The sequence below is a fragment of the Aminivibrio pyruvatiphilus genome, from assembly GCF_004366815.1.
Taxonomy (GTDB): Bacteria; Synergistota; Synergistia; order Synergistales; family Aminobacteriaceae; genus Aminivibrio; species Aminivibrio pyruvatiphilus.
Genome location: NZ_SORI01000031.1, coordinates 1 through 23,426, shown reverse-complemented (window position 1 = coordinate 23,426; position 23,426 = coordinate 1). Strand labels below are relative to the sequence as shown.

Here is a 23,426-nt window from a genome sequence, read left to right as displayed (position 1 = left end):
TGTCGTTTTTCCTTGTCCCAGTAGGACGCCGATTCATACGCATAGGTGATTCCGGAACGTTTATCCTTTTGAAAGACGATGCTTGCCACGACCCCATCACCTCGTTATGTTTATTGTAACACGTAACGATGCGGTGGTCAAGTCGACGATTGTCAAAGTGCGATCATTACTTGGTTTATAGTGATTTCCCCGGCAACCTCGTTATGAATGGCCGGGAATCCAGGTTGAAAGAGTGGAACCCTAACGGGGTTCCATCTGCCCTCCGACGAGGGCATAATATTTTCCCCCTGCGGACACCAGTTCTGAATGGGTTCCCTGCTCCACGACCCGGCCGCCTTCCAGAACCACGATCTGATCGGCATTCTTCACGGTGCTCAGCCTGTGGGCTGCTATCACCACGGTCTTCCCCTCAAAAAATGACCTGAGGTTGCCCATGATGACGGACTCGTTTCCGGCATCGAGAGCATTCGTCGCCTCGTCGAAGAACAGAAATCCGGGATTTTTGTAAATCGCTCTCGCGATAAGGATCCGCTGCCTTTGTCCCTGGCTCAGGCCGTGACCATCGTTCCCTATCAGCGTCTCGTATTTCTGCGGAAGGGATTCGATGAATTCTTCTATGTTCGCCATTCGGGCGGCCTTTCTCACATCCTCCTGGTCCGGTTCATCTCCTGACAGGGCGATATTCGCGGAAATGGTGTCGGAGAAAATATACCCGTCCTGCATCACTGCCCCGCAGCACCTCCTCCATTCGCCGGGAGGAATTGAAGACAGCGGAACGGTACCGAGGTAAATTTCCCCTTCCGAAGGACGGTAGATGCCGAGAAGAAGCTTTAAAAAGGTCGTTTTCCCGCACCCGCTTTCACCCACGACAGCCGTGGTCATTCCGTTCCGGACCGCTATCGACACCGAATCGAGCGCGTTGCCCGTATTCTCTCCGCCGTACCGGAAGGAGACGTTCTTCAGAATGACATCGCCCGAGGGAGAAATTTCCCCATTCCTTTCTCCCCCTTCGTCTTCTTCATCCGGGAGGGAGCGGACGGACTGGATTCTCTCGAAACTGACCGAGGCATCCTGGGCCTCGGTGAAAAAATGGAACAGGAAGTCTACGGGTCCGCCCAGCTGTCCAAGAATGAACTGGATCCCGAGCATGGTCCCGAGGGTGATGTCACCGTCCAGGACGGACCGGGCCGCCAGGTACGAAATAAGGACATACTGGGCCTCCCGGATCAGGGAACATCCGAGCAGCTGCCCCTGTCCGATTGCCAGTCCCCTGCGCTTTGCACCGGCAAGTTTTTCCTGCAGCGAATGCCAGGCATCCGTTTTCTTTTCCTCGCACTGATTGAGCCGGATGTCCTGCATCCCCATCACGAACTGTATCACCGCATCCTGGCTCCTGCCCATCCACAGGAATTTCTGATAATCGATCCTTCTTCTCGCGGAAAGGAAAAGGCGTGCCCACAGGACGTACAGTATTGTTCCGGCAAGAAAAACGAAGAACGTTGCCCTGCTGTAGAAAAACAGCACAATCCCATAAACGGCGACATTCAGAGCGGCCATCAGTATACCGAGAATCGAGCGGCTCAGGAAGGATTCCACCCGGTTGTGGTCCTGAAGGCGCTGCAGTATATCCCCCAGCTTTTTGACGTCAAAATAGCGGAGGGGCAGGTGTGCGAGTTTTTCGAGGAACGCCCGTACAAGGTTGATGTTTACCGGTGTACTGACGAAAAAGAGTGCCCATTCCCGGAAGAAATGGGCGCAGGTCCGGCCGGAGACCAGCAGGGCCTGTCCAAGGAAGACCGCCTTGAGGATTGTGATATCCCCTGTTCCGATTCCCCTGTCGACCGCAATTCTGGTCAGAAAGGGAAGCGTCATCTGGATGGCGCTCGTAAGAAGCATTGCCAGCCCTATGGAGGCCAGAAGGCGAACATAGGGCGCCATGAGGGGAGCCAGTGAAAGCATATTTTTTTCCTTTTCTCTTTCCGGCTCCCGGTGGGAACGGAAACGCTCCGCCGGTTCAAAGAAAAGGAGAAATCCCTCGTCCTCTCCTCCCGACCATCGTGAGCGGAATTCGCCGCAGTCCACGACCCTCTCTCCGTCTGCCGGATCCATGATGTGCATCTTCCCGTTCCCCGTTTTCCACAGAACGACGAAATGGTTTCGGTCCCAGGGCACGATGCAGGGAAGGAGCGCTTCTTCTTCCAGGCAGCTGAAGGACACGCGAAGGCACCTTCCCCGGAGTCCCAGGGCTTCGCCGGCCCTGCGGAGGCTGCCGAAGGACGTGCCGTCCCGGCCGGCTTCGCTCTTCTCGCGAAGATAGGGCAGGGAAAAGGATCTCCCGAAATGTCTGCAGATCATCTGCAGGCACGCCGGACCGCAGTCCATCATGTCCCGCTGCCTGCAAAAGGGAAAGGATTTCCTAAAAATCATTGATGTCTATAACCCCTACGCAATGCTCGGGATCTCTTTTGTATTGGAAGATCCGTGCGAGAATATCCGGGTGATTCCTGGCAAGATGAAGAAAGCAGGCAAACCTGAAAGCGATATCCAGCCTGAGCACATCGCACTCCTGCGGCGTGGGGTTGATGAATCCCTCACCGCTCATTCGCGCCGCCGCGCATATCCTGCAGAAGCGGACAGCCCAGCAGCTCCTGCATTCGCCCGAGTTTACGGTCCCGGCATATTTTCTGTTCACCTCAACGAGCTTTTCGAAATCCAGCCCCTTCAAGCAATGGCCTATGGGCAAATTCCCGCTGACCTTGTGGCATAGAAGATAATCTCCGTTTGCAGCCGCCATCAGATTATCGAATCCCATGGGGCAGGTCAGGGAGAGTTTCAGGAAATTGCTTCCGGAGGGATTGTCAAATACAAGTCCCGCGAACTGCAGAAGCCCGGCAAAGCATTCCATGTCGATTTCATCCCTGCCTGCCTGGGCTTCGGCAACCTCCGCAAACCGCCCCAGGTTTTCATAAAACTCAGCCAGCCCCCTGCGGACCGTCTCTTCGGGATCAGGCACAAAAACTCCGGTGTACTGCGCCGGGAAATGCCTGCTCTGAAAGGCTCCTATACCCCTATTGAACGTTTGACATCTTTCATGGTCGTGATCCTCCGTCAACACGCCGAAAAGAGATACCCTGCGCCTGAAGTAGGCGCCGTTGAATTTCCGTATCTTCAGGAGATTGGAACAGGCAAGGCGGAACGTTCCGCTGCCGTCCGGGAACACCCGGCACCTGTCATGTTCCTCCTCCGGGCCGTCAAGGCTTGCAAAGAGGATCACATCATTGTCCACGAGAAAAGCAAGGATTTCATCGCTCATAATCGAAAGGTTCGTGTTGACGGTGAAATGAAAAGACTCCCTTCCGATGGAAAAGTCTTCCCACGGAAGAGCCTTGAAAAAATCGGCGGTCTTTTGTATGAGACCGAAATTGAGGAACGGTTCGCCTCCATACCAGGACAGCCCCGGGGGAACTATTTTCAGGAGCAGCTCTTTCTTTTCGTCAGACAGCCTCGAGAAGAAAGAGGTGTATTTTTGGAAATAATAGCGGATAGCCATGAAGGCGTTCTCTTCGCTCATCCTGTTGCCGGAATGGGGCCGAAAATCGTCCGCGATGGTTCTTTTGCAGTAGGTACAGCGGAAATTACAGTCCTCGGTCACCTCGAGGCAGAATTTCCTCAGCAGGATATTGCGGTCATAATACTCCAGCAGGTTCCGGATCTCCTCTTTGCCGGCCGGAGACACGGTTTCCGCCGGCCCCCCGGTGAAAACTCCCCTCTCACGCAGCCTTTCCAGCTTCCCGCAGAGTTCGGCAATGGGGTTCCGTCCCAGGCGGGAAGAAAAAGAGGCGACAATTTCTTCTTCCTGTCTTCCTGCCAGAAAAGCCTCAAGTACCTCAAGTTCATCATTGGACAGGATCACCGCGAAATGGGCCTTCCCGTCATAGAGAACTACATCTTCACCATGCCGGAAGAGCCTTACCATAGGGTAGCGGTCGTTTATCACAGAGGCTGCCGGAATATCTGCCATTTTTCTCCCCTTCTGCACTCGAAATTTTTCGACAGGGAAAGCGCCGCTCCTCTATACAGTTTTCCCGGCTTTTCCTGCACTGGGCGGGAGAAGCCGGGAGAAAGAAAAAAACTCTCTCTTCTTAATTACTGGGATGTTCACGAGGCATAGGTGCTGAGCATGTTGGAATCACGGGTTGACGTCATGGTGTCGTCCGTCACGGAACTCATGGCGCAGGTACAGTCACAGGAGCAGTCACATGTTTTTCCGCCCCTGATCGAATCGGCAGCGGCCGCGTCTATTTCCATAATTCTCTTCAGCATTTTCATCCTCTCTCCCTTCTCCCGATTTTTTCGAATTCTCCTCTTCTTCCAGGGATCTGTCAAGGGATGCCTGTCCGGCTGCTTGAAGCGGAAACCGGACGGGCAGGGATGACCTTCTCCTTTTCCATCCGGCGGAGGATACCAGTCAATATCCCATGCCGATCCGGGAAACAAAAAAAGGAGGACGGGAAAATCCCCGTCCTCCTTTTGTCCTGTCAGGCTTCTTATTCGGGCTTGACCTTCTTGAAGAACACGGCCTTCTTGGTGGCGATGTCTGACGCAAGCATGATGCCGTCCTTGTCCTTGGGATTGTGGAACTCGTCCATGGTCAGAGTGGCGTGCATGAGCTTCAGACCCTTTGTGGCCTCAAGGGCGTCCCGGATCTTCACGGGGTCGTCGCTGCCGGCCCGCTCGATGGCGTCCTTCACCCAGTAGACGCTGTCGTATGCCATGACGGCGTTCATGAACTCCATGGCCTCAGTGCCCGTCTGCTCTTCGTACTTGCGGAAGAAGTCGGCGAGGGCAGGGTCGGCCTTGTCCACGTGGCTCACCCAGTAGCTCTCCCTCATGGCGTCTCCGGCAATCTCCCACATGAAGTCGCCGTAGCCGTCGCCGCCGACGATGGGAATTTCGATGCCCAGGTCGCGGGCCTGCTTCACTGCCAGGGGAAGGGCTTTGCCCATGGTGGGTATCACGAGTACGTCGGGGTTGGCATCCTTGATGACCGTAAGCTGGGCGCGGAAGTCCACATCCTGCTCCCGGTGTCCTTCGTCGGCCACGATCTCTCCGCCGTACTCCTTGAAGGATTTCGTGAAGAATTCGCGGAGGCCGTGGGAGTAGTCGCTGGACACGTCATAAAGCACCGCCGCCTTCTTCTTTCCGAGGTCCCTTGCGGCAAAGTGGGCAATCATCTTGCCCTGGTAGGGATCAAGGAAGCAGATGCGGAAGTTGTAGGGGCGGACCTGCCCCTTCTCGTCCACGGTGACCAGGGGGTTCGTGGGGAGCGTTCCGATGTGGGGAACCTTGCCGCGGTTGAACACCGGGGCGGCGGCGATGCACAGGCCGCTTCCGCTGGGTCCGATGACCACGCTGACCTTGTCCTGTTCCACAAGGCGCCGCGCGGCGTTGACCATGTCCTCCTGCCGGGTGCGGCAGTCGTACATGATGACTTCCACCGGCCTGCCGAGGATGCCGCCGGCGGCGTTGATTTCCGCCACGGCGATCTTCACCGATTCGACCTCAGCCACGCCGTAAGCGGCGAAGTCACCCGTTACCGTCGCAATTTCACCGATCCGGATCGGATCCGCCGCAAAAGCGGGCACGGCAAAAAGACATACAAGGGACACCAACACCATTGCCTTCCGAATGCTGCCGAAACTCCTCATTCTTCCTACCTCCTCACATAATATGGTACCTATCGGGACAGGATAACGCACTCAGGTCCGGGCAGACGGGAAAGCCGGCCGCCGAACCTCACTGTGGAGAAAAAATAAAACAACATTGGAAACAAAATCTACGCATGACACGAACAATGATACTACAGGAGACCGGTTTCCGCATCCGTCATTCCTTCGGAACATAGAGCCCCGCGGGGTTGGACCCGGCAAGGCCGGCCTGAAGAAGATGGTCCGGCACAGGCGAAAGAGCGGCGGCCTGCTCCTCGCTGAGCAGAGGATAATATGGCAGCAGATTGAAACCGTCGGCTATGTACTCGAGATCCTCTTCTCCGTCCGCCCATCCCCGCCCGTCGTACCGCTCCAGCTTCAGGGGGCGGGAATAAGCCCTGAGAGTTTTCTGCCCCAGGGTGTTGAAATAGAAATCAAAATAGGACATGGCCAGTTCACGGAGGCTCCGGTACACTGGTTCCCGGAAGCGGAGGGTGGTGAAGTTGGACTTCGCCACAGCTCCCCAGCACCCCCTCTCCCGGAAGACGGCGATCACATGATCATCGTCGTTCCAGGCACGGAGGTCCACCAGCAGCGGCGGGTATCCAAGCTCCCGGAGGCAGGCCGCTGCAAACAGGGCCCCTTCGAAGCAGTGGGCTGATTTCTCTGAATAGACCCTTGCCGGGGGCTTGCACTCCTCCACCGCGTTATAGGGGATGGAGTCAAGGAAACGCTGTATTTCTGAAGGGTTTGCGAAACATGGCCTGAACATGGGATCACCCCCCGGGGAAAAAATTGCCGGAAGGCACGGATCCTTCCGGCATGGTCAGAATCAGTCGTCCAGGTAGGAATCGAAGTAGCCGGAAATATGGATCACCGGAGTCCCCTTGTCCCCGGACCCGGACGTGAGGTCGCAGAGGGATCCGACGAGGTCCGTAAGCCTCCGGGGAGTCGTCCCGAGGGTGGAATGGCTGAACCGGTCCATGGTGCCCTTGGCCCGAATGGCGTCCCGAACCGCCTCCTCCGGGGACTTGTCCCCCGAATTGTCAGCGATATACTTGAGCTTGATCTCCTTCGGCATTCCGTCGAGACCGTCGGTGTAGCCGGGTGAGACCACGGGATCGGCCAGTTCCCAGATGCCGCAGACGGGATCCTTGAAGGCGCCGTCGCCGTAGACGAGGACCTCCATATGTTTTCCTGTCCGCGCCTGAAATTCCTTCTGAAGGTCCAGGGCGAACCTGCGGCTGTCCCTGGGGAAAAGCTTCACCGTCCCGTCGCTCGTGAAATTCGACCCCAGCAGCCCAAACTCGGGATTGTACCCCATGCCGTCCCTGTGGGGCTCCGAGCAGAGCTGGTCGAGGGACACTACCAGGGCCCCCGCCTGCTCCAGTATCTCCCTGTGGAGATGCCGGGCATGGATGCTGGCGGCGATGACGGTGTTCGAGAATTTCAGGGCGGCCAGCGGTGTATTCGCAAAGTGGATTTCCACCCTGCCGGGATCCATCTCCCTGTAGTACCTCACGTAATCCACCCCGGTAAAGGGGTGGAGGTAGCGGCCAAAAATCTCCTCATATTCCTGTTCGCCGAAAAGACCGTCTTTCAGCCTGCCGCTTCTGAGGAAGAACTCCCGGGGGTCCATGACCAGATTCCCCACCTCGTCGGCGGGGTAGGAAAGAAGAATGTGGACCTTCCCCCGAACGCCCCTGACAATGCCTTTCAGGATCTGCCCGAACCGGTTCCGGCTGAGAATCGGGAACAGGAGGGCCACGTCGCCCTCCGGCACCTTGCGGCGGACGTCTTCGGCAATGTCTTCCAGGGTGGCGTAGTTTCCCTGGGCTCGTGCCAGGAGGGATTCCGTCACGCCGACGATGTCGCGGTCACGGAGAGGGAAAGGGTCGCGGGGGCATTCCGATGCTTGTATCAGTTCCGAGGAGACGATGTCCACGAGGTCGGCACCCCTGGAAATGACGGGGAGCCGGATTCCCCGCGAAGCGGCGCCTATGTAGCGCATGGGGCCTCATTCCTTCCGAAGAGGTATGGTGGGCGGCCGCAGAGAATCAAATTCCGGGCCTGAAGTATTGTATCATTTTTCCGCCGGGCGGCAAAAGAGAGGAACCAGCCCCGCAGGGAGTATCCGGTCCATGCTCAGTCAAGTGAGGAACAGACAGCCCCGGCGGCCTCGACTCTTGCAAAGGCGCCGCCCAGGGCCGCGAGGAAGGCCGCCTGAACCTGTTCCGCCGGGACAACGGTCTCCCCGAAGGCAAGGGACTTTGTCGCGCAGGCATCCCCTGCGAGGGTGCAGCTGAAGCCGAGGTCCGCAGCGGCCCGGACCGTGGTGTCGATGCACATGTGGGTCATCATGCCCGCAATGATCAGCCGGTCGGGATTCAGCTCCCGCAGGCGGCCGAGGAGCGGAGTTTCCCTGAAACTGTTGGGGAAATGCTTGACGAAGACCGTCTCTCCTTCTTCAGGGAGGACACATGGTCTGATATCCGCACCCTGTGTTCCGGGCAGGAAAAAAGTAGATCCGGGACGGGTGGAAACGTGCCTGACATGCACCACGGGGAATTTCTTTTTCCTGAAGGATAGAAGGAGATCTTCAGCCCTCTTTGCAGCTTTCTCGCTTTCATGGAGCTCCATGGCCCCTCCGGGGAAATAGTCGTTCTGGATGTCCACAAGCAAAAGAACCGGGTTCATAAGACGCCTCCCTCAATTTGATGTGCCCCGATTCGGGCAGGACTCCTTTCCATTATACGCCCCCGGGGGGGGGCCGTTTCCGGAAAATCAGTGCAGGAGGGAAAGATTCAGTTGCATTTTTTCATCCTGTCAATCTCCATTTTCAGCCGGCCAATCTCCTCGTAAAGCGTCGCGGAAGGTTCTTCCCGCTTTTTTTTCATCTGCTTCGAGGCAAAGACGAGCCCCGCATTGGACTGGAGCTTCTTTTTCCATCTGCAGATCTGTTCCGGAGACACACCGAACTCCCGTGAAAGCTGGGCAAGAGTCCGGTCTTCCTTGCACGCTTCCAAAGCGACGTGAACCTTGAAGTCGACAGAATAATGTGTGGACATCATCATATTCCTCCCGGCATGGCTGATCCTGAACGGGGGTATCTGCAGGCCGCCCTGAGAGCGAAACCTTACTATCCGGCACCGGTCAGAGAATCAGCCATAGTCACAGGAGGGCATGCCGACCCGTAATTTCCTGCCGTACCCCCACGCTCCGGGCAGTCCTACATATCGCGAACAGCCAGAACCAGTACAGCTTGCCCCGCACCCGGTGCGAGGCTGTTGCTGCCCTTCATTTTCAGCATCCCCCTGCCGCCGGCGCCGAACAGCCCCCGAAAACCGGTCAGGAGATCCACTTCACCGGTTCCCAGGGACTGGGGCCCGGTTGACCGGCCTCCCTGGGCGGAAGGCACCTCCACCGTCATGGACATTCCGGCGGGCAGGGGCGCCGCAAGGCGGGCCGTCAGCTTTCTCGGGGTATTTCCTGTGGAGGAAAGGAGGAAGGAAAAGGAGCTTTCCGCCGGTTTGCCTCCGATCATGGCAACCATGGATACGGAGGCCCCCTTTACGTGAACGCCCCAATATTCCGGAATGGAGACCTCCAGGGGGAGGGCGGCCGATTCCGCCGCGTCCAGCGGGGAACAGAAGGGCCCGGACAGCGGAATCCCTTCGGCGGAAACGACAAGGACCAAAACTGCCAGTATCCATACGAAACCGGTCCGGTGACTTTTCATGGTGCCTTTCCCCCTTTCCCCGGCGTTTATTTCTTTTTTCCCGAAGAGGACGTTGTGACCGTGCCGCTGTCAATGAACTGTATGGTCCGCTTTTTCGGGAAAATGAGGTTCACCATCTCCACCGCATCTCCCGGAGCCAGTTCGATGGTCTTCGACTCGGTCTCGAACTGGTATCCGGCGGGAATACCCGCCTCGTAAAACTTCAGCTGCCAGTTTCCCGGGCGTATGTTGTCGAAAACAAACTCGCCGTTCATGTCGGTGGAACGCCTGACAGTCTGGTCTTCCCTGGACAGCTCCACCAGTATGTGGGCCAGGCTGACCGGCCCGGTGCCTGAGGAATCCGGTGCCGGCGCAGCGGCCCCGTCCTTCCCTGCATCGCCGCCCAAAGCCACCCTTCCCCTGAAAATCGCTCCCTGGGTTATGCCGATGTCCATGGAGACAGGGGTCGGCCCTCCTTTAACTTCAAGGGAGATCGGGTACTTCTGCACCGTAGTAAAACCGTACCCGATGGATTTGGGGTCGATCATGACGCGGTAAAAACCGGGCTCCAGGGCGGGGAAGAGAAAAACACCGTCCTTGTCCGTCACCACGGCTTCAGTACCTACCCTGACGACAATGTCGGGAAGCCCGGGCTTTTCAGGAACCATGGAGTTGAATACCCTGCCCCTCAGAATGCCCACGTTCGTCTTCTTCACCGTCTTGATGCCTATGGGTATCTGGTAGGAAAGCCGGTACTCCGTCTCATAATCGTCCCGGGATACTTCCAGCGTAAGAAGACGGTCTTCCGTCATCTCGTAGGTGGCAATGAGGTCGAACTGGTTTGAAAGAAGTTCCGCGTTGTCCCCGATGCCGGACCGCGTATAGGCCAGCGAGAGGGTGAGCCGCGGAGAGGCCCTCCAGAAGACGGATCCTCCGAAACTGCTCGACCCCCTGAGAAGGTAGCTCTCGCTCAGCACGTCATTGTCGCCGAGGTTCCAGAAAAAGCTCAGGGTCAGGTTGGGCGAGGGGAAATAGCTCACGAGAAAGTTCACGTTCCAGGCCGATTCCGACACTCCGGTGAGATGATTGTGCTGGTCGCTGAACCGGGGCTCCACCGACCAGTTTATCTGTCCGAAACTCCGGCCGAACCGGACCCAGTACGATGTCTCCGAATAATCGAATTCGGCCGGGGCAAGCCGATCGACCCGTCCGAAATCGTCAAAGCCGACCATGAGAAACCAGCCGTTCTGCAGGGAAAAATCAAGGGTCGCCTGTACCAGGTTCTCCGAGGTGGCCGTATCCGACTCCCCCGGCCTGCGGTCGAGGTTGTTCTCGTAGGAGGATACACCAACTCCGAGCCTCATTTTCGGTCCCAGGGGCACGCTCACGGAAGCGTTTTCGTAGTCGTAGCTGTGGAAATACCCCCAGTAGTCTGCCCCGGCATGGGTCTTGCCCAGGGAGAAAGACATCTTTCCCGCGGTCATTCCGCGCCACAAAACCCGGTAAGCGTCCTCGTCGTTTTTCGCTCCGGGCCGGTCGGTGCTGCTGCGCCCGTATTCGAGCTCGAGGGTATCGTTCTGTCCCGTCCTGAGCCGGGCTTCCAGGCTCCAGAGCTTGTCCTCGGCCTCCGGTTCAGTGCTCGTGGCTTTTGTTTCGGACTGGGCCACGTTCAGACGGAGAAAGGAATCTTCCCCCAGGGAGTGCTGGAGGTAGAACCCCCTGTCTATCCAGTCTTCCTCTCCGGCCCGGTCTCTCACGTAGAACAGGCCTGCGGACATGCTGCCCCCGGCCATGGACTTGAAATCCACCCCGAATCCCCTTCCGTAGGAGGAATAAATCGTCAGGGGGGAAACACCGTAGGGCTGATCCCCCATCAGGATACCGAGTGACCTGCTCGAGTAATTCATCCAGTACTCGTCGGTCCGGCTGAAGAAGGAGGAATCTTCCACATCGGGCCCCCGAAAGGAAAAGGAAAAATGCTGTTCTCCTTCTTCGTCCAGGGTACCCGCCCCTTTCCACTCGAAGGACGGCTTTGTGTCACCTTCCGCAGTTCTCGCCACAGACACGGCGAATGTCGAAGGGAGAATATGGTAAGGTTCCGGTTTTTTGAAGAGGGCCGGGACGACCTCCAGAAGGACCGCGGTGGAGACTGCCTCCTCCTTTTTGCCGTCCTTCTCGACATCCGCCGTTATCTGGATGACGGTGACGGTCCCCCGGAATCCGGGGTCGATCTTTCCTGATACGGAAAGAGCCGCCCCTTCCCCGGGCGCGAGAAACACTTCCGAAGGAGCCGCCAGCACCGGGGAATTCGGATCGGTGTTCTTCGCCCTGATCAGGAACGTACGGGGGATGTTGCCCGAATTGACCAGCCGGGCGGAAAACTCGTATTCTTCCCCCGCCATGAGCGATGCCGGCGGGTTCTCCGCCATCAGGTCCGTCTTGGCCACCGCGAGAACCACCACATCGTATTCCACCGCGTCCCGGATGGAGGGATCCCGGTCGGACTGCACGGAATACCTGATCGTTTCCCTTCCCTCGCCGGCGTTGATGGGTATCTGGAACGACAGGAGACGGACGGCGGAAGCCTGGGCCGGCAGCACAAAGGACGTCATGGGAATCACCAGCGTCCAGCCTTTCGGCAGGGTCACCTCTTCCCGGAACCGTTCCTGCCTGTTTGTCCGGTTGGTAACCTCGAAACTGATGGTGTGCATGCGGCTCGGCTCGGACACGATCTGGACCGGGGATACGACCCGTACCTCCAGCCCCCGGCCGCGAAACTGGGCACAGGAAGGCACTCCTCCCAAAAGGAAGAGAAAAACAAGCCCCGCCGACAATCCCCTGCCGACCCGCATGGCGTTCATGACTGTTTCCTCCCGCTACTTGAGCTCCAGGACGTAATTCGCCCCAAATACGTTATCGTCGCCGTTGTCGGCCACGACCACCGCCTTGTATCCTCCCGGCGCCAGCTTTGACAGGTCGAGCACGAACCGGGCAGAACATCCGGGATAGATCCGGTGGCTGCTCCCGTCGATCTTTCCGCTCGACTGCCCCTTTTTGTCGAACAGCTCGGTCCACACATGGGGTGCCAGCAGCCGTTCCCCGGTATTTTCGAGATCAAGGGTCAGGAAGCGGCCGTTCTTTTCCCTGGTCAGGCTGCGACTCTGGAAACTGAGCTTCGCCTCCCCGGATTTGCCGATAGCGGTGATCATCTGCACGGCAAGGCGGACCACCGTAACGACCTGGATGTCCACGTCATTCTCCTGCTTTCCCGGCGTCAGCAGGCTTTTGGGGACAGGTTCGATCATGAGCAGGCTCCAGTAGGTTCCCTTCAGTTTCGGGTCAGAAGGAACGGAAAGAGTGAAGTTGATCGTCAGGGATCCCTTTGCAGGTATCACCGCCTGGTTGGGAGTCAGGGTTATCCAGGAGGCGTTTGACCGTCCCACGGTCCCGGTTTTCTGGAAGAGGGCCCGCCCGTCCGCGTAATGAAGATAGTCCTGGAGAAATATCTTGACCTCGCTCTCCTCGTCGCCGGCATTCTGGACAACGATCTCCCCCCGGGTCTTCCCCCCCGGATCGAGGGTGAACGACCTGGTCAGCGTTCCGTCCACGTTCAGGTTGACGCCGGCCGAAAGGCTGCCGCATATGACTGCCGTCAAAATGCAGGCCAGAAAAAATCCGTTCAAAAGCGCCCTGTTTTTCATCGCGTTCTCACCACCGTAAAAATCAGGCTGGTCCGTATCGTTGCCCCGGGAGTCCGGGGAGTGATCCCCGCAATTTTAATCTGAAGGGGAACCTGGAGCCTGTCCCCGGTTCCGGAAAAAAGAAGCGCCGGGCTCTCGCCGACGGGAATATACCCCATTCCGCTGCGGATCCAGCCTGCCCCATGCCCGCTGCCGCTCCGGCGAACCCAGAGCTTCACCCCTTCCGGAAGGGGTGAACCCTGTATTTTGACCTCAATTCCCCACTGTTCACGGGTATTTCCCGCATTGACCACGCTGATTGCAGCGGATCCCGGCATACTCTGCACCGAGGGATCGGGAGACGACCAGAAAGAAGACCTGAAAGGAAACTGCCAGCTCCCCGAGATGATCACGTCAAGACCTTCCGCCGCCCTGGGAAACAGGGCTGCCCCGGACAAAAAGAGGCACAGGAAAAGAAAAACCGAACCTACCTTCCATTGTGCTGTCCTCATAGAAAAGTCTCCCCTCGATGATGCCGGACCGCCTGAAAGGAAAAGCCGGCGGGGCCTTCCAAAACACTTCACTCAGAACATCCGGCCAATGAAACAAACGGCTGGTACCTGTTTGTCCGCTTTCCCGCGTTAAATCTGGTCGAGTATGGTCAGCTTCAGGACGACCATTCCGTTGCCGCCCGAGGCGCTGTTGTCCGCGTACAGGCTGATTTCACCCGTCCCGTAGGCGGCATACAGCTTCTCGAGCCCCTTCACGAGATCCACGTCCGCCGTCCCGAGCATATGGGGCCCCGTGGAGGTGCCGATGCTGTCGGGCCTGGTCAGAAGACCCCACATGGACACGCCCGTGGGAAGGGCGGGCGAAATGGACCCGACGATCTTGCGGAGCCCTACGCCCGTGGCCGCCGCCCCGTACTTGAAGCCCTTCTTGAAGTTGCCCGATCCCGGAGCTCCGATAAAGGTGCAGATCTTGAGCTCGTCTTCCACAATATAGACCGTTGTCATCGGCTGGATTTTCCAGAAGATGTTCAGCGAATCGGAATTGGGAAGGGGATCGCAGGAAGGAGGACAAAAATTCAGGTCCACTTCCTCCGCCAGGACAACCCCTGCCACGCCGAACACGAACAGTACCGAGAGAAGCACCATTACCGCTTTCTTCATTACACTCACCTCTTCTTTCCGTGTCGTGTTGCCCCAAAAAGGCCCCGCCGGCCTTCGGACACAAAGAACCAACTGTCTGCGGAGACACAATTGCCTGTCCGCGCAGCAAACGCCAAAAGAACATTTCAGACACTGAAATGCAGAACCCTTGCGACCTGGAATAAACTACCGAGATGGGATATCCGGAACAAACTGAAAGGATTATGATAGATAGGGAGAACCCCTAGAAAAAAGAAAGACCGTCAAAAAGAAAAGAACACCATGCCCCACGATGCACACCATGAGTCGCCCCACGCATTGCCCCTTGCCGAATCCTCGCGTTGCTCTTCGTTTTGATCTTTTCCTTGCTTTTTGCTTTGCTCTTTGCTTTGCTCTTAATTTTGCTCTTTGCCTTAACCTTTGCCTTGTGTTTTTGCTTGCTATGCCCCACATAATGCACTTCAAAATATCTTTTTTCATTGCACTACCATTTTGTTTCGGCGCAATTATATCTTTACAAAAAACTTTGTCAATAGCTTTGTTGCTGTATTATGTATTTTCGGATTTAGTGTATTCTGACGACACCTTTACCTGTATTTATTCCGGCAGAATGAAGGATGCGAAAAGAACAGGAGATCAATCGAATTGCAGCGAAGCCTGGCGGAGTATCAGTGCACGCTAAGACGCCGGTGAAGTTGCTCCACCGGCGTCTTACCTCATTGCGGGGAAAAAAAGTTCAGGCCTGCAACGCCACCGCCACGGCGGGATCGAAAGAAAGACTGATGCTCTCTCCCTCGGTCCACATCCTTTTCCCGGGAAGAAAGGGATCGAAGGAGAGCACTGTCCGGCCGCTTTCCAGGGCGACCTCGTACTCCATGCGCCCGCCGAGGAAGGTGGCGGTGAGCACAGTGCCTTTCATCCCCTCCCCCGGTGAAGGCAGGAGGTTTTCGGGCCGGACGACCACCGCCGCAGGAGCCCCCGGAGCGAAGGAGGCGTTTTTAACGGCCCGGACCGGCACTGTGAGCCCGGCAATGGAGACTGAGGCCGTTCCGCCCTCCACAGAGACGACCTCTCCGGGAATGATATTCGCCTGGCCGATGAAATCGGCCACGAAGAGAGAGCTGGGGTCGCTGTAGATCTCGAGGGGCGCCCCGATCTGCTCCACCTTTCCCCTGTTCATCACCATGATCCTGTCGGACATGGTGAGGGCCTCTCCCTGGTCGTGGGTGACATAAAGGCAGGTGATGTTCAGGTGTTTCTGGATTCTCCGTATCTCGGTGCGCATGTGAATTCGCAGCTTGGCGTCGAGGTTGGACAGAGGTTCGTCCATGAGGAGGACCCTCGGCTGAAGCACGAGCACCCTGGCAAGGGCCACCCGCTGTTGTTCTCCCCCGGAAAGCTGGTTCGGGAACCGCTTCTCCGCCTTCCCCAGTCCGACGAGGTCAAGACCCTCCCGGACCATGCGGCGGATCTCCTCCTCCCTGTATCCCTTGACGCGGAGTCCGTAGGCCACGTTCTCGAAGACGCTCATGTGGGGAAACAGGGCGTAATTCTGGAAGACGAAGCCGATGTCGCGCCTGTTCACGGGAACGTTGGTCACGTCCTGGCCGTCGATGGTGATGGTTCCCCCTGAGGGTATTTCGAATCCCGCCACCATTCTGAGGGTGGTGGTCTTCCCGCATCCCGAGGGGCCGAGAAATGTCACCATCTCCCCGGGCGTTACCGTCATGGAGACATCGTCCACCGCCCGGACAAGTTCCCGGTCCTTCTGGAAGATTTTCGACACGTTCGAGAGTTCGAGTGTAACGGCCATCAGCCTCGGCCTCCTTCGCCGGAAATACGCCTCGTTGCGAAGCGGGTCAGGCCCGTCAGCACGGCGGTGGCGCCGAAGACGAGCAGAATCAGAACGACGGAAAAGGCGCATGCCTGGGCGAACTGCAGTTCCGTCATGCACTCGAGAATACGGGTGGTGAGCAGGCTCCACCGGACGGACACCAGGAAAATGGTGGCGCTGATGGCGGTCATGCAGTGGATGAAGAGGTATCGCATCCCCATGAGCACCGCAGGGACCACCAGGGGAACGGTCACCCGGAAGAAGGTCCTGGCCGCCCCGGCGCCGAGGCTGGCCGACGCCTCCTCGATGGACGGGTCGATCTGGTGAAGGGACGCGATCACCGCCCGGATGCCCGCGGCGTGGTAGCGGAACATGTAGGCTGCCACGAGAATGGTCATGGTGCCCGTGAGCAGGATGGGTCTTTCATTGAAGGCGATGACGTAGGCTATGCCCACCACAGTTCCCGGAAGGGCGTAGTTCAGCATGGAAAAGAATTCCATGGCTCTGTTGCCGAAAAAACGCTTCCGCTGGGCGATATACCCCACCACTACGGCCATGAGACCACCGAGAGGGGTGGCCACCGCAGCGATGGACAGAGTGTCCGTGATGGCCTTGCGGCCGTGGGTGAACACGTAATGGAAATTTTCCCAGGTGAGGGAGTTGTCCACGCCCCAGACCTTCACCAGGGCTCCCCAGAGAATCAGGGAATAAAGATAGAGAATGAAGGCGGTGACGGTGAAACATACCCCCAGCACGAGCCCCTCCGCGAGCTTGCCCTTGCTCTTGAAGCCCGAGCGGCTTCCCGTCTTCCCGCTGATGGTCACGTAGCTCTTCTTCCCCACCCAGAAGCGCTGAAGCACATAGACCCCCATGGCGGGAAGAAGGAGCAGGAAGGAGAGGGCCGCTCCGCCCCGCAGGTCATACAGCCCTGTGATCTGGAGGTACGCCTGGGTGGGGAGCACGGGAAAGCTGTGGCCCGCCAGCACAAGGGGCGTGGCAAAATCCGCCAGGGAGCTCGCGAAGAGCAGGAGGACCGAGTTGGCGATGCCCGGGGTGGAAAGGGGAAAGGTCACCGTACGGAAAACCCTTCCGGGTGAAGCTCCAAGGGAAAGGCCGGCGTCCTCGAGGTTCGGGTCGATGGCGGAGAGCACCGCCGCCAGAGTGAGGAATGAGACGGGGAAGTAGGTCAGCGTCTCGGACATCCAGGTACCCCAGAATCCGTAGAAGTTGAAGTTCTCTATGCCGAAAAACTTCAGCAGGATGCCGTTGGGCCCCAGGGAAAGGGTCAGGGCGATGCTGCTCGTGAAGGGCGGGGAGATGAGGGGCAGCGTGGTGACCGCGCCGAGAAACCATTTCAGCCAGGAGGGGATGGAAATCCTGGTGACGGCGAAGGCATAAATGTACCCCAGCACCGTCCCGGCCACCGAGACGGCCGTGGCGAGCCAGAGGCTGTTCAGAAAGGCCTGCCTGTCATACCAGCTGTCGAGAACCGCCCCGAGGTTCGAGAAGGAAAGCTGCCCCTCCACCATAAAAGTGGTCAGAAAAAGCCGGAAGAGCGGGTACAGGACAAAGACCGCCAGGGAAATCCAGATGGCGGCGAGGGCAGGGAGAAGGGCAGGGTCCCTTTTCAGGGGCGAAACCTTCTCCGGAGCGGAGAGCGCGGATGGTCGATTCATGGCGTCATTCTCCTTGAGTGAACTGTAATGCATACCGAACAAGGAAAAAGCCCCGGCGGGAGAGACTCCCGCCGGGGATGGGAACCGCTTCTGATTCCCGGGAAGACTTACTTGATGACTTCGTTGATCCAGCGGTCCACGAACGCCTTCCGGTTCTCGCCCTTCCAGGTCACGTCCACTTCCACCAGGTTGACCTTCGAAAGGTCAAGGGCCGGGTTGGTCACTTCCACGTCTCCCCGGGTGGGGATATAGTTGATCTTTTTGTCCACAAGCAGCTGGGCGAAGGTTTTGGAAGAAGCCCAGTCCATGAACTTTTTGGCGTTTTCCAGATTTCTAGCGCCTTTCAGGACGCCCGTGGCCTCGATGCCGTAGGAGACACCTTCCTTCGGGTAGCTGATCACGACCGGGTGCCCCTGCTGCTGGATGTCCAGGGCGTCCACGATGTAGAAAATGCCCGAAGCCGCCTGCCCCGTCGCCACGGGCATGGCGCCGCCGGCACCGCTCTTGGTGTACATCTGGATGTTCTGGTGCATCTTCTTCTGGTAGGCGAACGCCTCGTCCTCGCCCATGATCTTCACCAGGGAGTAGATCCGCTCCGTGGCGGTCCCGGAGGTGCGGGCATCGGCCATCTGGAGACCGTTTTTATAGGCGGGGTCGAGGAGGTCGTTCCAGGAGGAGGGGGCTTCGAGTCCCTTGTCTGCCAGGAATTTCGAGTTGGTGAGGAAGACCAGAGGGATGATCCCGATGCCGGTCCAGTAATTCTCTTTCGAGCGGAACTTTTCGGGGATGCCCTCAGCCCCGGCGGGCTTGTAGGCCTCGAAGACCCCTTCCTTTATGCCGGCTTCGTAGGTGTCCGCCGGGCCCCCGAGGATCATGTCCACCTGGGGGTTGTTCTTCTCTGCCACCACCCTGGCGAGTGCCTCGCCGGATGAGAATCTCATGAAATTCACCTTGATCCCCGTTTCAGCGGAAAAGGCCTCGAAGACCTGGGAAGCATACTTCTCCGGCATGATGGTGTACGCGTTGAGTTCTCCCGAAGCCCAGGCCCCCGCAGCCATGACGGCCACGAGGAGCAGTGAAGCGATGACGACTCTGAATTTGGACAAAACGATCATCTCCTTCTGTTTTGGTATGCAATGTAAACGTTTCTTCCCGCCCTCTTATTATGGCCCCGGGGCTCCCGTTTCGCAACATGAACCTGGAAAGAAAGAAAAAAGAGAAAAGTAGCCGCTCCTTTCCTCACCCGGCGCATCCCATGGAAAGCGGGATCCGCCCGGAGGCGGATCCCGCTTTATGTCTTTGCTTTTTACCTTCAGAGGTTACTTGGAGTATCCGAGTTCCTTCGCTTCGTCCTTGTAGCCGAGATCCCACAGGACCGTGCGGTAGATCTCGAGGAAATCCTTGCCCTCGGGGGTCTTGTTGCATTCGTCGACCACGAGCTTGTGTCCCACGCTCCGGGCCTTGGCCTCGTCCTCGGCGCTCCAGCGGACGACGGTGATGTTGGGCATCTCCTTCCACTTTTCCCGGGCCTTGATCTCATGGACGTAGACCATGGCGGAAAGGTAGCGGATGCGGTCGCGGGCCGTGATGACGATGTCCTTGTATTCCTGGGAAAGGGCATTCCACCTGTCGGGGTTCACCACCAGGGGGAAGTACTCGCAGGTGCCGTTCTGGAAGGCGGGGTCCACCACGTAGGTTGCCACTTCGTGGAAGCCCATGCGCATGTTCTCGTCCCAGAAGGTCCATTCGGCGGCGTCGATGTTCTTCGTCTGGAAGGCGGTGTAGATCTCGGGGGCGGAGAGGGAGACCGTGGTGCCGCCGAGGGCCCTGTAGAAGAGGGCGCCGAAGCCGGAGGAACGGATCTTCTTTCCCTTCACGTCCTCAATGGTGTTGATGGGCGTGACGGACATGAGCTGCTCGTTGATGGGGCTGGTCATGGCGTGGCCGAGATACTTGATGCGGTGCTTGGCATAGAGCTTCTCGAACCAGGGCTCGAGCTTCTCCACCAGGTAGGCGCCCTCGGCAAAGGTGCCGAGAGGGGAACCGGGCTGGGTGGTGAGGGTGAAGAGAGGATCCTTGCCCGTCCAGTAGGCGCTGTAGACCATGGCGGCATCCACCACTCCGTTGGCCACGCCGTCGAAGGACTCGAACACGGGGAAGAGCACGCCGGCCGCATAGGGCTCGATGACGAACTTTCCGCCGGACAGGGTCTTCACCGTCTCGCAGAAAACTTCGGCGATCCGCTGCTGCTCCGTTCCGGGCATGGCGTGGGTCACCAGGCGCCACTTCACGTCCTGGGCAAGGGCCCCGTGGGCTCCCGCGAGAAGAAACACAAATGTCAGTACAAGTGCAAGGGTCTTTTTCATTGGGTCTGATTTCCTCCTTTTCTGGATTTGGGTTCCGCTTTTCATGAACACTCCGGTGCGCCGTTTGTTTCGTTTACTCTTTGACTGTTTTCCCTGCTTTCCTGGCGGCGCCGTTCGCACGCTCCTGAATCGCTCCCCCCTTTCGCTCCGGGTATTCCTGCTTCAGAGTTGAAGATTCACAACGGGTTTCAGGCGTTGCCGCCCCCTACATGCCCATGATGTATCTCGGAAGCCACATCACGATGTCGGGGAACATGAAGATGGCCGTGATGCAGACGATCTGCAGCAGAAGAAAGGGAACGCTCGCCTTGTAGATTTCCACGATATCCACGTCGGGAGGAGTGCATCCCTTCAGGTAGAACAGGCTGAAACCGAAGGGGGGCGACAGGTAGGCGCTCTGGAGCAGCACGTTGAACGCCAGACCCACCCACAGGGGATCGAAGCCGAGCCGGGAGAGGATGGGGGCGATGATGGGGACTGCAAGGAAGATGATGGCCCCCGGTTCGAGGAACATGCCGAGGATGAAGATGAACACCGCGGAGACGAGGAAGACCATGTTCGGGCCTCCGGGCATGTTCATGGCTATGTTGGTGATGAGGGTGTTTCCTCCGAGCCCTGAGAAGACGGAACCGAAGGCTCCGGCGCCGATCATGGTCCACCCGACCATGGCGGACACGCCGAGGGTCTCGAAACATGAAGTATAGACTATTTCCCAGGTGAGACGCCTCTTCAGCAGCCCGATAATCAGGGCACCGGCCGCTCCGAAAGCCGCCGCTTCCGTGGGGGTGGCCACGCCCATGAGGATGGACCCGAGGACCACCAGGATCAGCAGACCGGGGAAGAAAACGCTCTTCATGGAAATCAGCTTTTCCTTCCACGTGGCCCGCTCGTTCGGGGGCAGGGACGGGCAGAAATCCGGGTCGAGAAGTCCCCGGATGAGGACATACCCGATGTACAGAATGGCGAGGAAAATGCCGGCGGAAAGGCCGCCTGCGAAAAGGCCGCCGATGGACACACCGGTAACGCATCCGTAGAGCACCATGTTCGTGCTCGGCGGAATGAGCTGTCCCAGGGTTCCAGCCCCCATGACGCATCCCAGGGCCATGCGCTTGTTGTATCCGTGCTTCAGCATCTGGGGCAGGCCGATCAGCCCGAGGCCGATGACTCCTGCCGCCACCACGCCGGAAACCGCCCCGAGAACCGCACCCACCACCACTGTGGCCACGGCGAGACCGCCCCGAAGCCCCCCGGACCATTTGAAGAAGGTGTCGTAGAGATCCTCCACCACGTTGGTCTTCTGAAGGATATAGGCCATGTAAATAAAAAGCGGTACGGCGATGATGACGAAATTGTTCATGGAGCCCCACGCCGCGGAAACGACGATGTTGAGCGCTCCGGGGCCCCAGAGGACATAGGCGAATCCTATGGAGACGGCGGCGAGGGAGAAGGCGATGGGCACCCCTCCCGCAAGGAGCACGAAGAGGGTGGCGAACATCAGAAGAGGGTACAGTTCACGGGCCATGGCGAGTCTCCTCCGTCAGCTGGCTTCGCCGCCGGTCTTTTCCGGGCGGCCGAGAATGAGGGCAAGCATATCCTTGAATGCCTGCCAGGAAATGAGGGCGCAGGAAACGGGAATGATCCAGCGGTACCACCAGACCTCCGGGTTGAAGGGCGTCTGGTGGGTGGACCGCTCCCTCATGAGGGTGGAGCGCCAGGCCCCTGGAACGCTCACCCAGATTATCGTCAGGGCCACGAAGAGCACCACGGCCTCGGCGAAGATGGCCAGGATGCGCTTCCACTTCGGGGGAAGGTAATGGCTGAGCACATCCACCGCCACGTGCTTCTTTTGGAGGTGGCAGTAGGCGGATCCGAGCATGAAAAATGATCCATAAAGAAATAGGGACACTTCAAAAGTCCAGATGGGGGTTTCGTTGTAAATATACGACTTCAGGGAGCTGTAGACGATGCCGACAATGAGCGGCAGAATCAGAAGTGACACGAGCTTGCCAAATCGCTGCATGGGCCGTCCTCCTTGCTGGATTGTATCTCCTGTTTTTCAGGCGGCGGAGCCGTCCTGTGAACGGCGGAAAAATGCCCGGAACGCCGACAGTGTTTCAGTATAAAGACAGGGAGTGTATCGTTCAATTATTAGATAATTTTGCGTGGTTTTGCTCCTTTCTGACAACGGGCCCCGTGGCAAAATACAGCTTCTGGGGACGCCCCACCGTGGTCAGTTCGAAATCCACCGCAACCTCCTCCCGCTGGACGAGCAGTTCCAGGTACCTGCGGGCTCCGGAGCGTGAAATGCCGAGCATTCTGCCGGCATCCGCCGCGGAAAGGGGTTTTCTCGATTCCTGCAGCAATTTCCCAAGGCGGATAAGCAGGGTCTCCTGAAAGCCCTTGGGGGCCCCTTCCGGAGCTCCCGAAAGCCGTTTTCTGAAGCCGAGAAGGCGGTCGAGGTCCTCCTGCCGCCAGGGCATGTCTCTTCCCACCAGGCCGTGATAATACTCGCTGTAGGCCGCCAGGGCCCTGGTGAGCCGCTCCCATTCGAAGGGCTTGATCAGGTAGTCGAAGGCTCCGGAACAGATGGCCCCGCGGACAGTATCAGGTGATTTTTCCGACGAAAGGATAATGAAATCCACCCTCGGAAAATCCGCCCGCATGCGCCGAAATCCCTCCAGACCGTTGAAGCCGGGAAGAGCGATATCGAGAAGTACGAGATTTACCGTCGTTTTCGAAAGAAGCGGAGCGATCTCCTCCCCCTTTTCTGCGAAACCGGCAAAGGAATATCCCTGTCCGTCAAGAACCACTTTCCGGTACAGGGCGCGAAGCATAGGATCAGGTTCCGCAATCAGCACTGGGAGCGAATACACCTTCCGACCTCCTTCACACGGGACATTGAACCGTCTTCCTTTCCCAAAGGAGGCGCCGCCGTTTCCCGCGGTACCCTGCCGGCCTTCCTCCATGGCCCCGCCGAAGGAGAAAAGGCTCGGAAGAAAATATAGAAAGTATTATACAGGATAACCCCGTTTGTCAAAATACCGGAAGAATATCCCCGCTCTTCGGAAAAAGAGCGGGGATTTGTTCACAAAAAGCGGGACTGGGCATTTTCCCGCCCGGAAACGAAAACCCGCTCAGCCGCCGCTGATCATGTGGATGGCCTGGACCTCCCGACTTCGCCGGGTTTGAAACGGGAAGCCTTGCAAACACAGGATTGTGCATCGTTGGTGGGCACTACACAGCCCCTCTTTTCAATTCTGTGAAAAGAGGGGCTGTCGTTTGGCTTTCGAGAT

At 58.1% G+C, this 23,426-nt stretch carries 20 protein-coding genes and 1 riboswitch; all 20 genes read right to left on the bottom strand.

All coding sequences use genetic code 11. From position 1 onward, the window contains the following. Positions 1–240 precede the first annotated feature (240 nt). Positions 241–2,427: a peptidase domain-containing ABC transporter gene (locus C8D99_RS14165; protein WP_133959161.1), complete on the bottom strand. Its 2,187-nt coding sequence runs from the start codon at positions 2,425–2,427 to the stop codon at positions 241–243. After that, the gene (locus tag C8D99_RS14160) at positions 2,417–4,021 is read right to left on the bottom strand and encodes a radical SAM protein (RefSeq protein WP_133959160.1); all 1,605 of its coding nucleotides are present in this window, start codon (positions 4,019–4,021) and stop codon (positions 2,417–2,419) included. The genes C8D99_RS14165 and C8D99_RS14160 overlap by 11 nt, the downstream gene beginning before the upstream one ends. Positions 4,022–4,158: 137 nt before the next feature. Further along, positions 4,159–4,323, bottom strand: a complete 165-nt coding sequence (locus C8D99_RS15285; RefSeq protein WP_166670215.1) for a hypothetical protein — start codon at positions 4,321–4,323, stop codon at positions 4,159–4,161. Between the two features lie 224 nt (positions 4,324–4,547). Further along, entirely contained in the window at positions 4,548–5,708 is a 1,161-nt protein-coding gene (locus C8D99_RS14155) for an ABC transporter substrate-binding protein (protein ID WP_243833959.1), read from the bottom strand. A 178-nt stretch (positions 5,709–5,886) separates the two neighbouring features. Then, positions 5,887–6,480: a hypothetical protein gene (locus C8D99_RS14150; protein WP_133959159.1), complete on the bottom strand. Its 594-nt coding sequence runs from the start codon at positions 6,478–6,480 to the stop codon at positions 5,887–5,889. Between the two features lie 60 nt (positions 6,481–6,540). Beyond that, positions 6,541–7,719, bottom strand: a complete 1,179-nt coding sequence (locus C8D99_RS14145; protein ID WP_133959158.1) for a coenzyme F420-0:L-glutamate ligase — start codon at positions 7,717–7,719, stop codon at positions 6,541–6,543. Between the two features lie 134 nt (positions 7,720–7,853). Further along, a complete protein-coding gene (locus C8D99_RS14140; RefSeq protein ID WP_133959157.1) occupies positions 7,854–8,405 on the bottom strand; it encodes a cysteine hydrolase family protein in 552 nt (183 codons plus the stop codon). A gap of 107 nt (positions 8,406–8,512) precedes the next feature. Next, positions 8,513–8,776: a transposase gene (locus tag C8D99_RS14135; protein WP_166670214.1), complete on the bottom strand. Its 264-nt coding sequence runs from the start codon at positions 8,774–8,776 to the stop codon at positions 8,513–8,515. Between the two features lie 161 nt (positions 8,777–8,937). Further along, positions 8,938–9,447 (bottom strand): hypothetical protein, encoded by a 510-nt coding sequence (locus tag C8D99_RS14130; RefSeq protein WP_133959155.1) that lies wholly within the window; start codon positions 9,445–9,447, stop codon positions 8,938–8,940. 26 nt (positions 9,448–9,473) lie between these two features. Beyond that, entirely contained in the window at positions 9,474–12,287 is a 2,814-nt protein-coding gene (locus C8D99_RS14125) for a carboxypeptidase-like regulatory domain-containing protein (protein WP_133959154.1), read from the bottom strand. 15 nt (positions 12,288–12,302) lie between these two features. Further along, positions 12,303–13,082 carry a hypothetical protein gene (locus tag C8D99_RS14120; protein ID WP_208321204.1) on the bottom strand — a complete coding sequence of 260 codons (780 nt, stop codon included), beginning with the start codon at positions 13,080–13,082 and terminating at the stop codon, positions 12,303–12,305. A 41-nt stretch (positions 13,083–13,123) separates the two neighbouring features. Next, positions 13,124–13,618 (bottom strand): hypothetical protein, encoded by a 495-nt coding sequence (locus C8D99_RS14115; protein WP_133959152.1) that lies wholly within the window; start codon positions 13,616–13,618, stop codon positions 13,124–13,126. A gap of 129 nt (positions 13,619–13,747) precedes the next feature. Beyond that, on the bottom strand, positions 13,748–14,278 hold the full coding sequence (locus C8D99_RS14110) for a hypothetical protein (RefSeq protein WP_133959151.1): 531 nt from the start codon (positions 14,276–14,278) through the stop codon (positions 13,748–13,750). A 715-nt stretch (positions 14,279–14,993) separates the two neighbouring features. Continuing rightward, entirely contained in the window at positions 14,994–16,070 is a 1,077-nt protein-coding gene (locus C8D99_RS14105) for an ABC transporter ATP-binding protein (RefSeq protein ID WP_133959150.1), read from the bottom strand. Continuing rightward, positions 16,070–17,767: an ABC transporter permease gene (locus C8D99_RS14100; RefSeq protein ID WP_133959149.1), complete on the bottom strand. Its 1,698-nt coding sequence runs from the start codon at positions 17,765–17,767 to the stop codon at positions 16,070–16,072. The genes C8D99_RS14105 and C8D99_RS14100 overlap by 1 nt, the downstream gene beginning before the upstream one ends. A gap of 107 nt (positions 17,768–17,874) precedes the next feature. Further along, positions 17,875–18,882 (bottom strand): ABC transporter substrate-binding protein, encoded by a 1,008-nt coding sequence (locus C8D99_RS14095; protein ID WP_133959148.1) that lies wholly within the window; start codon positions 18,880–18,882, stop codon positions 17,875–17,877. Between the two features lie 204 nt (positions 18,883–19,086). Continuing rightward, entirely contained in the window at positions 19,087–20,133 is a 1,047-nt protein-coding gene (locus tag C8D99_RS14090) for a TRAP transporter substrate-binding protein (RefSeq protein WP_166670213.1), read from the bottom strand. A gap of 205 nt (positions 20,134–20,338) precedes the next feature. Continuing rightward, a complete protein-coding gene (locus tag C8D99_RS14085) occupies positions 20,339–21,655 on the bottom strand; it encodes a TRAP transporter large permease (RefSeq protein WP_133959146.1) in 1,317 nt (438 codons plus the stop codon). A gap of 15 nt (positions 21,656–21,670) precedes the next feature. Further along, complete coding sequence (locus C8D99_RS14080; protein ID WP_133959145.1) at positions 21,671–22,153, bottom strand: TRAP transporter small permease subunit; 483 nt, start codon at positions 22,151–22,153, stop codon at positions 21,671–21,673. Positions 22,154–22,274: 121 nt separating this feature from the next. After that, a complete protein-coding gene (locus C8D99_RS14075) occupies positions 22,275–23,006 on the bottom strand; it encodes a response regulator (RefSeq protein WP_133959144.1) in 732 nt (243 codons plus the stop codon). 19 nt (positions 23,007–23,025) lie between these two features. Further along, a riboswitch (molybdenum cofactor riboswitch) is annotated at positions 23,026–23,140 on the bottom strand. Between the last annotated feature and the right edge of the window lie 286 nt (positions 23,141–23,426).

Excerpts from the sequence above, each read along its gene's own strand:
- C8D99_RS14165 (WP_133959161.1), bottom strand. The coding sequence starts at position 2,427 with ATGATTTTTAGGAAATCCTTTCCCTTTTGCAGGCAGCGGGACATGATG.
- C8D99_RS14160 (WP_133959160.1), bottom strand. The coding sequence starts at position 4,021 with ATGGCAGATATTCCGGCAGCCTCTGTGATAAACGACCGCTACCCTATG.
- C8D99_RS15285 (WP_166670215.1), bottom strand. The coding sequence starts at position 4,323 with ATGCTGAAGAGAATTATGGAAATAGACGCGGCCGCTGCCGATTCGATC.
- C8D99_RS14155 (WP_243833959.1), bottom strand. The coding sequence starts at position 5,708 with ATGAGGAGTTTCGGCAGCATTCGGAAGGCAATGGTGTTGGTGTCCCTT.
- C8D99_RS14150 (WP_133959159.1), bottom strand. The coding sequence starts at position 6,480 with ATGTTCAGGCCATGTTTCGCAAACCCTTCAGAAATACAGCGTTTCCTT.
- C8D99_RS14145 (WP_133959158.1), bottom strand. The coding sequence starts at position 7,719 with ATGCGCTACATAGGCGCCGCTTCGCGGGGAATCCGGCTCCCCGTCATT.
- C8D99_RS14140 (WP_133959157.1), bottom strand. The coding sequence starts at position 8,405 with ATGAACCCGGTTCTTTTGCTTGTGGACATCCAGAACGACTATTTCCCC.
- C8D99_RS14135 (WP_166670214.1), bottom strand. The coding sequence starts at position 8,776 with ATGTCCACACATTATTCTGTCGACTTCAAGGTTCACGTCGCTTTGGAA.
- C8D99_RS14130 (WP_133959155.1), bottom strand. The coding sequence starts at position 9,447 with ATGAAAAGTCACCGGACCGGTTTCGTATGGATACTGGCAGTTTTGGTC.
- C8D99_RS14125 (WP_133959154.1), bottom strand. The coding sequence starts at position 12,287 with ATGAACGCCATGCGGGTCGGCAGGGGATTGTCGGCGGGGCTTGTTTTT.
- C8D99_RS14115 (WP_133959152.1), bottom strand. The coding sequence starts at position 13,618 with ATGAGGACAGCACAATGGAAGGTAGGTTCGGTTTTTCTTTTCCTGTGC.
- C8D99_RS14110 (WP_133959151.1), bottom strand. The coding sequence starts at position 14,278 with ATGAAGAAAGCGGTAATGGTGCTTCTCTCGGTACTGTTCGTGTTCGGC.
- C8D99_RS14105 (WP_133959150.1), bottom strand. The coding sequence starts at position 16,070 with ATGGCCGTTACACTCGAACTCTCGAACGTGTCGAAAATCTTCCAGAAG.
- C8D99_RS14100 (WP_133959149.1), bottom strand. The coding sequence starts at position 17,767 with ATGAATCGACCATCCGCGCTCTCCGCTCCGGAGAAGGTTTCGCCCCTG.
- C8D99_RS14095 (WP_133959148.1), bottom strand. The coding sequence starts at position 18,882 with ATGATCGTTTTGTCCAAATTCAGAGTCGTCATCGCTTCACTGCTCCTC.
- C8D99_RS14090 (WP_166670213.1), bottom strand. The coding sequence starts at position 20,133 with ATGAAAAAGACCCTTGCACTTGTACTGACATTTGTGTTTCTTCTCGCG.
- C8D99_RS14085 (WP_133959146.1), bottom strand. The coding sequence starts at position 21,655 with ATGGCCCGTGAACTGTACCCTCTTCTGATGTTCGCCACCCTCTTCGTG.
- C8D99_RS14080 (WP_133959145.1), bottom strand. The coding sequence starts at position 22,153 with ATGCAGCGATTTGGCAAGCTCGTGTCACTTCTGATTCTGCCGCTCATT.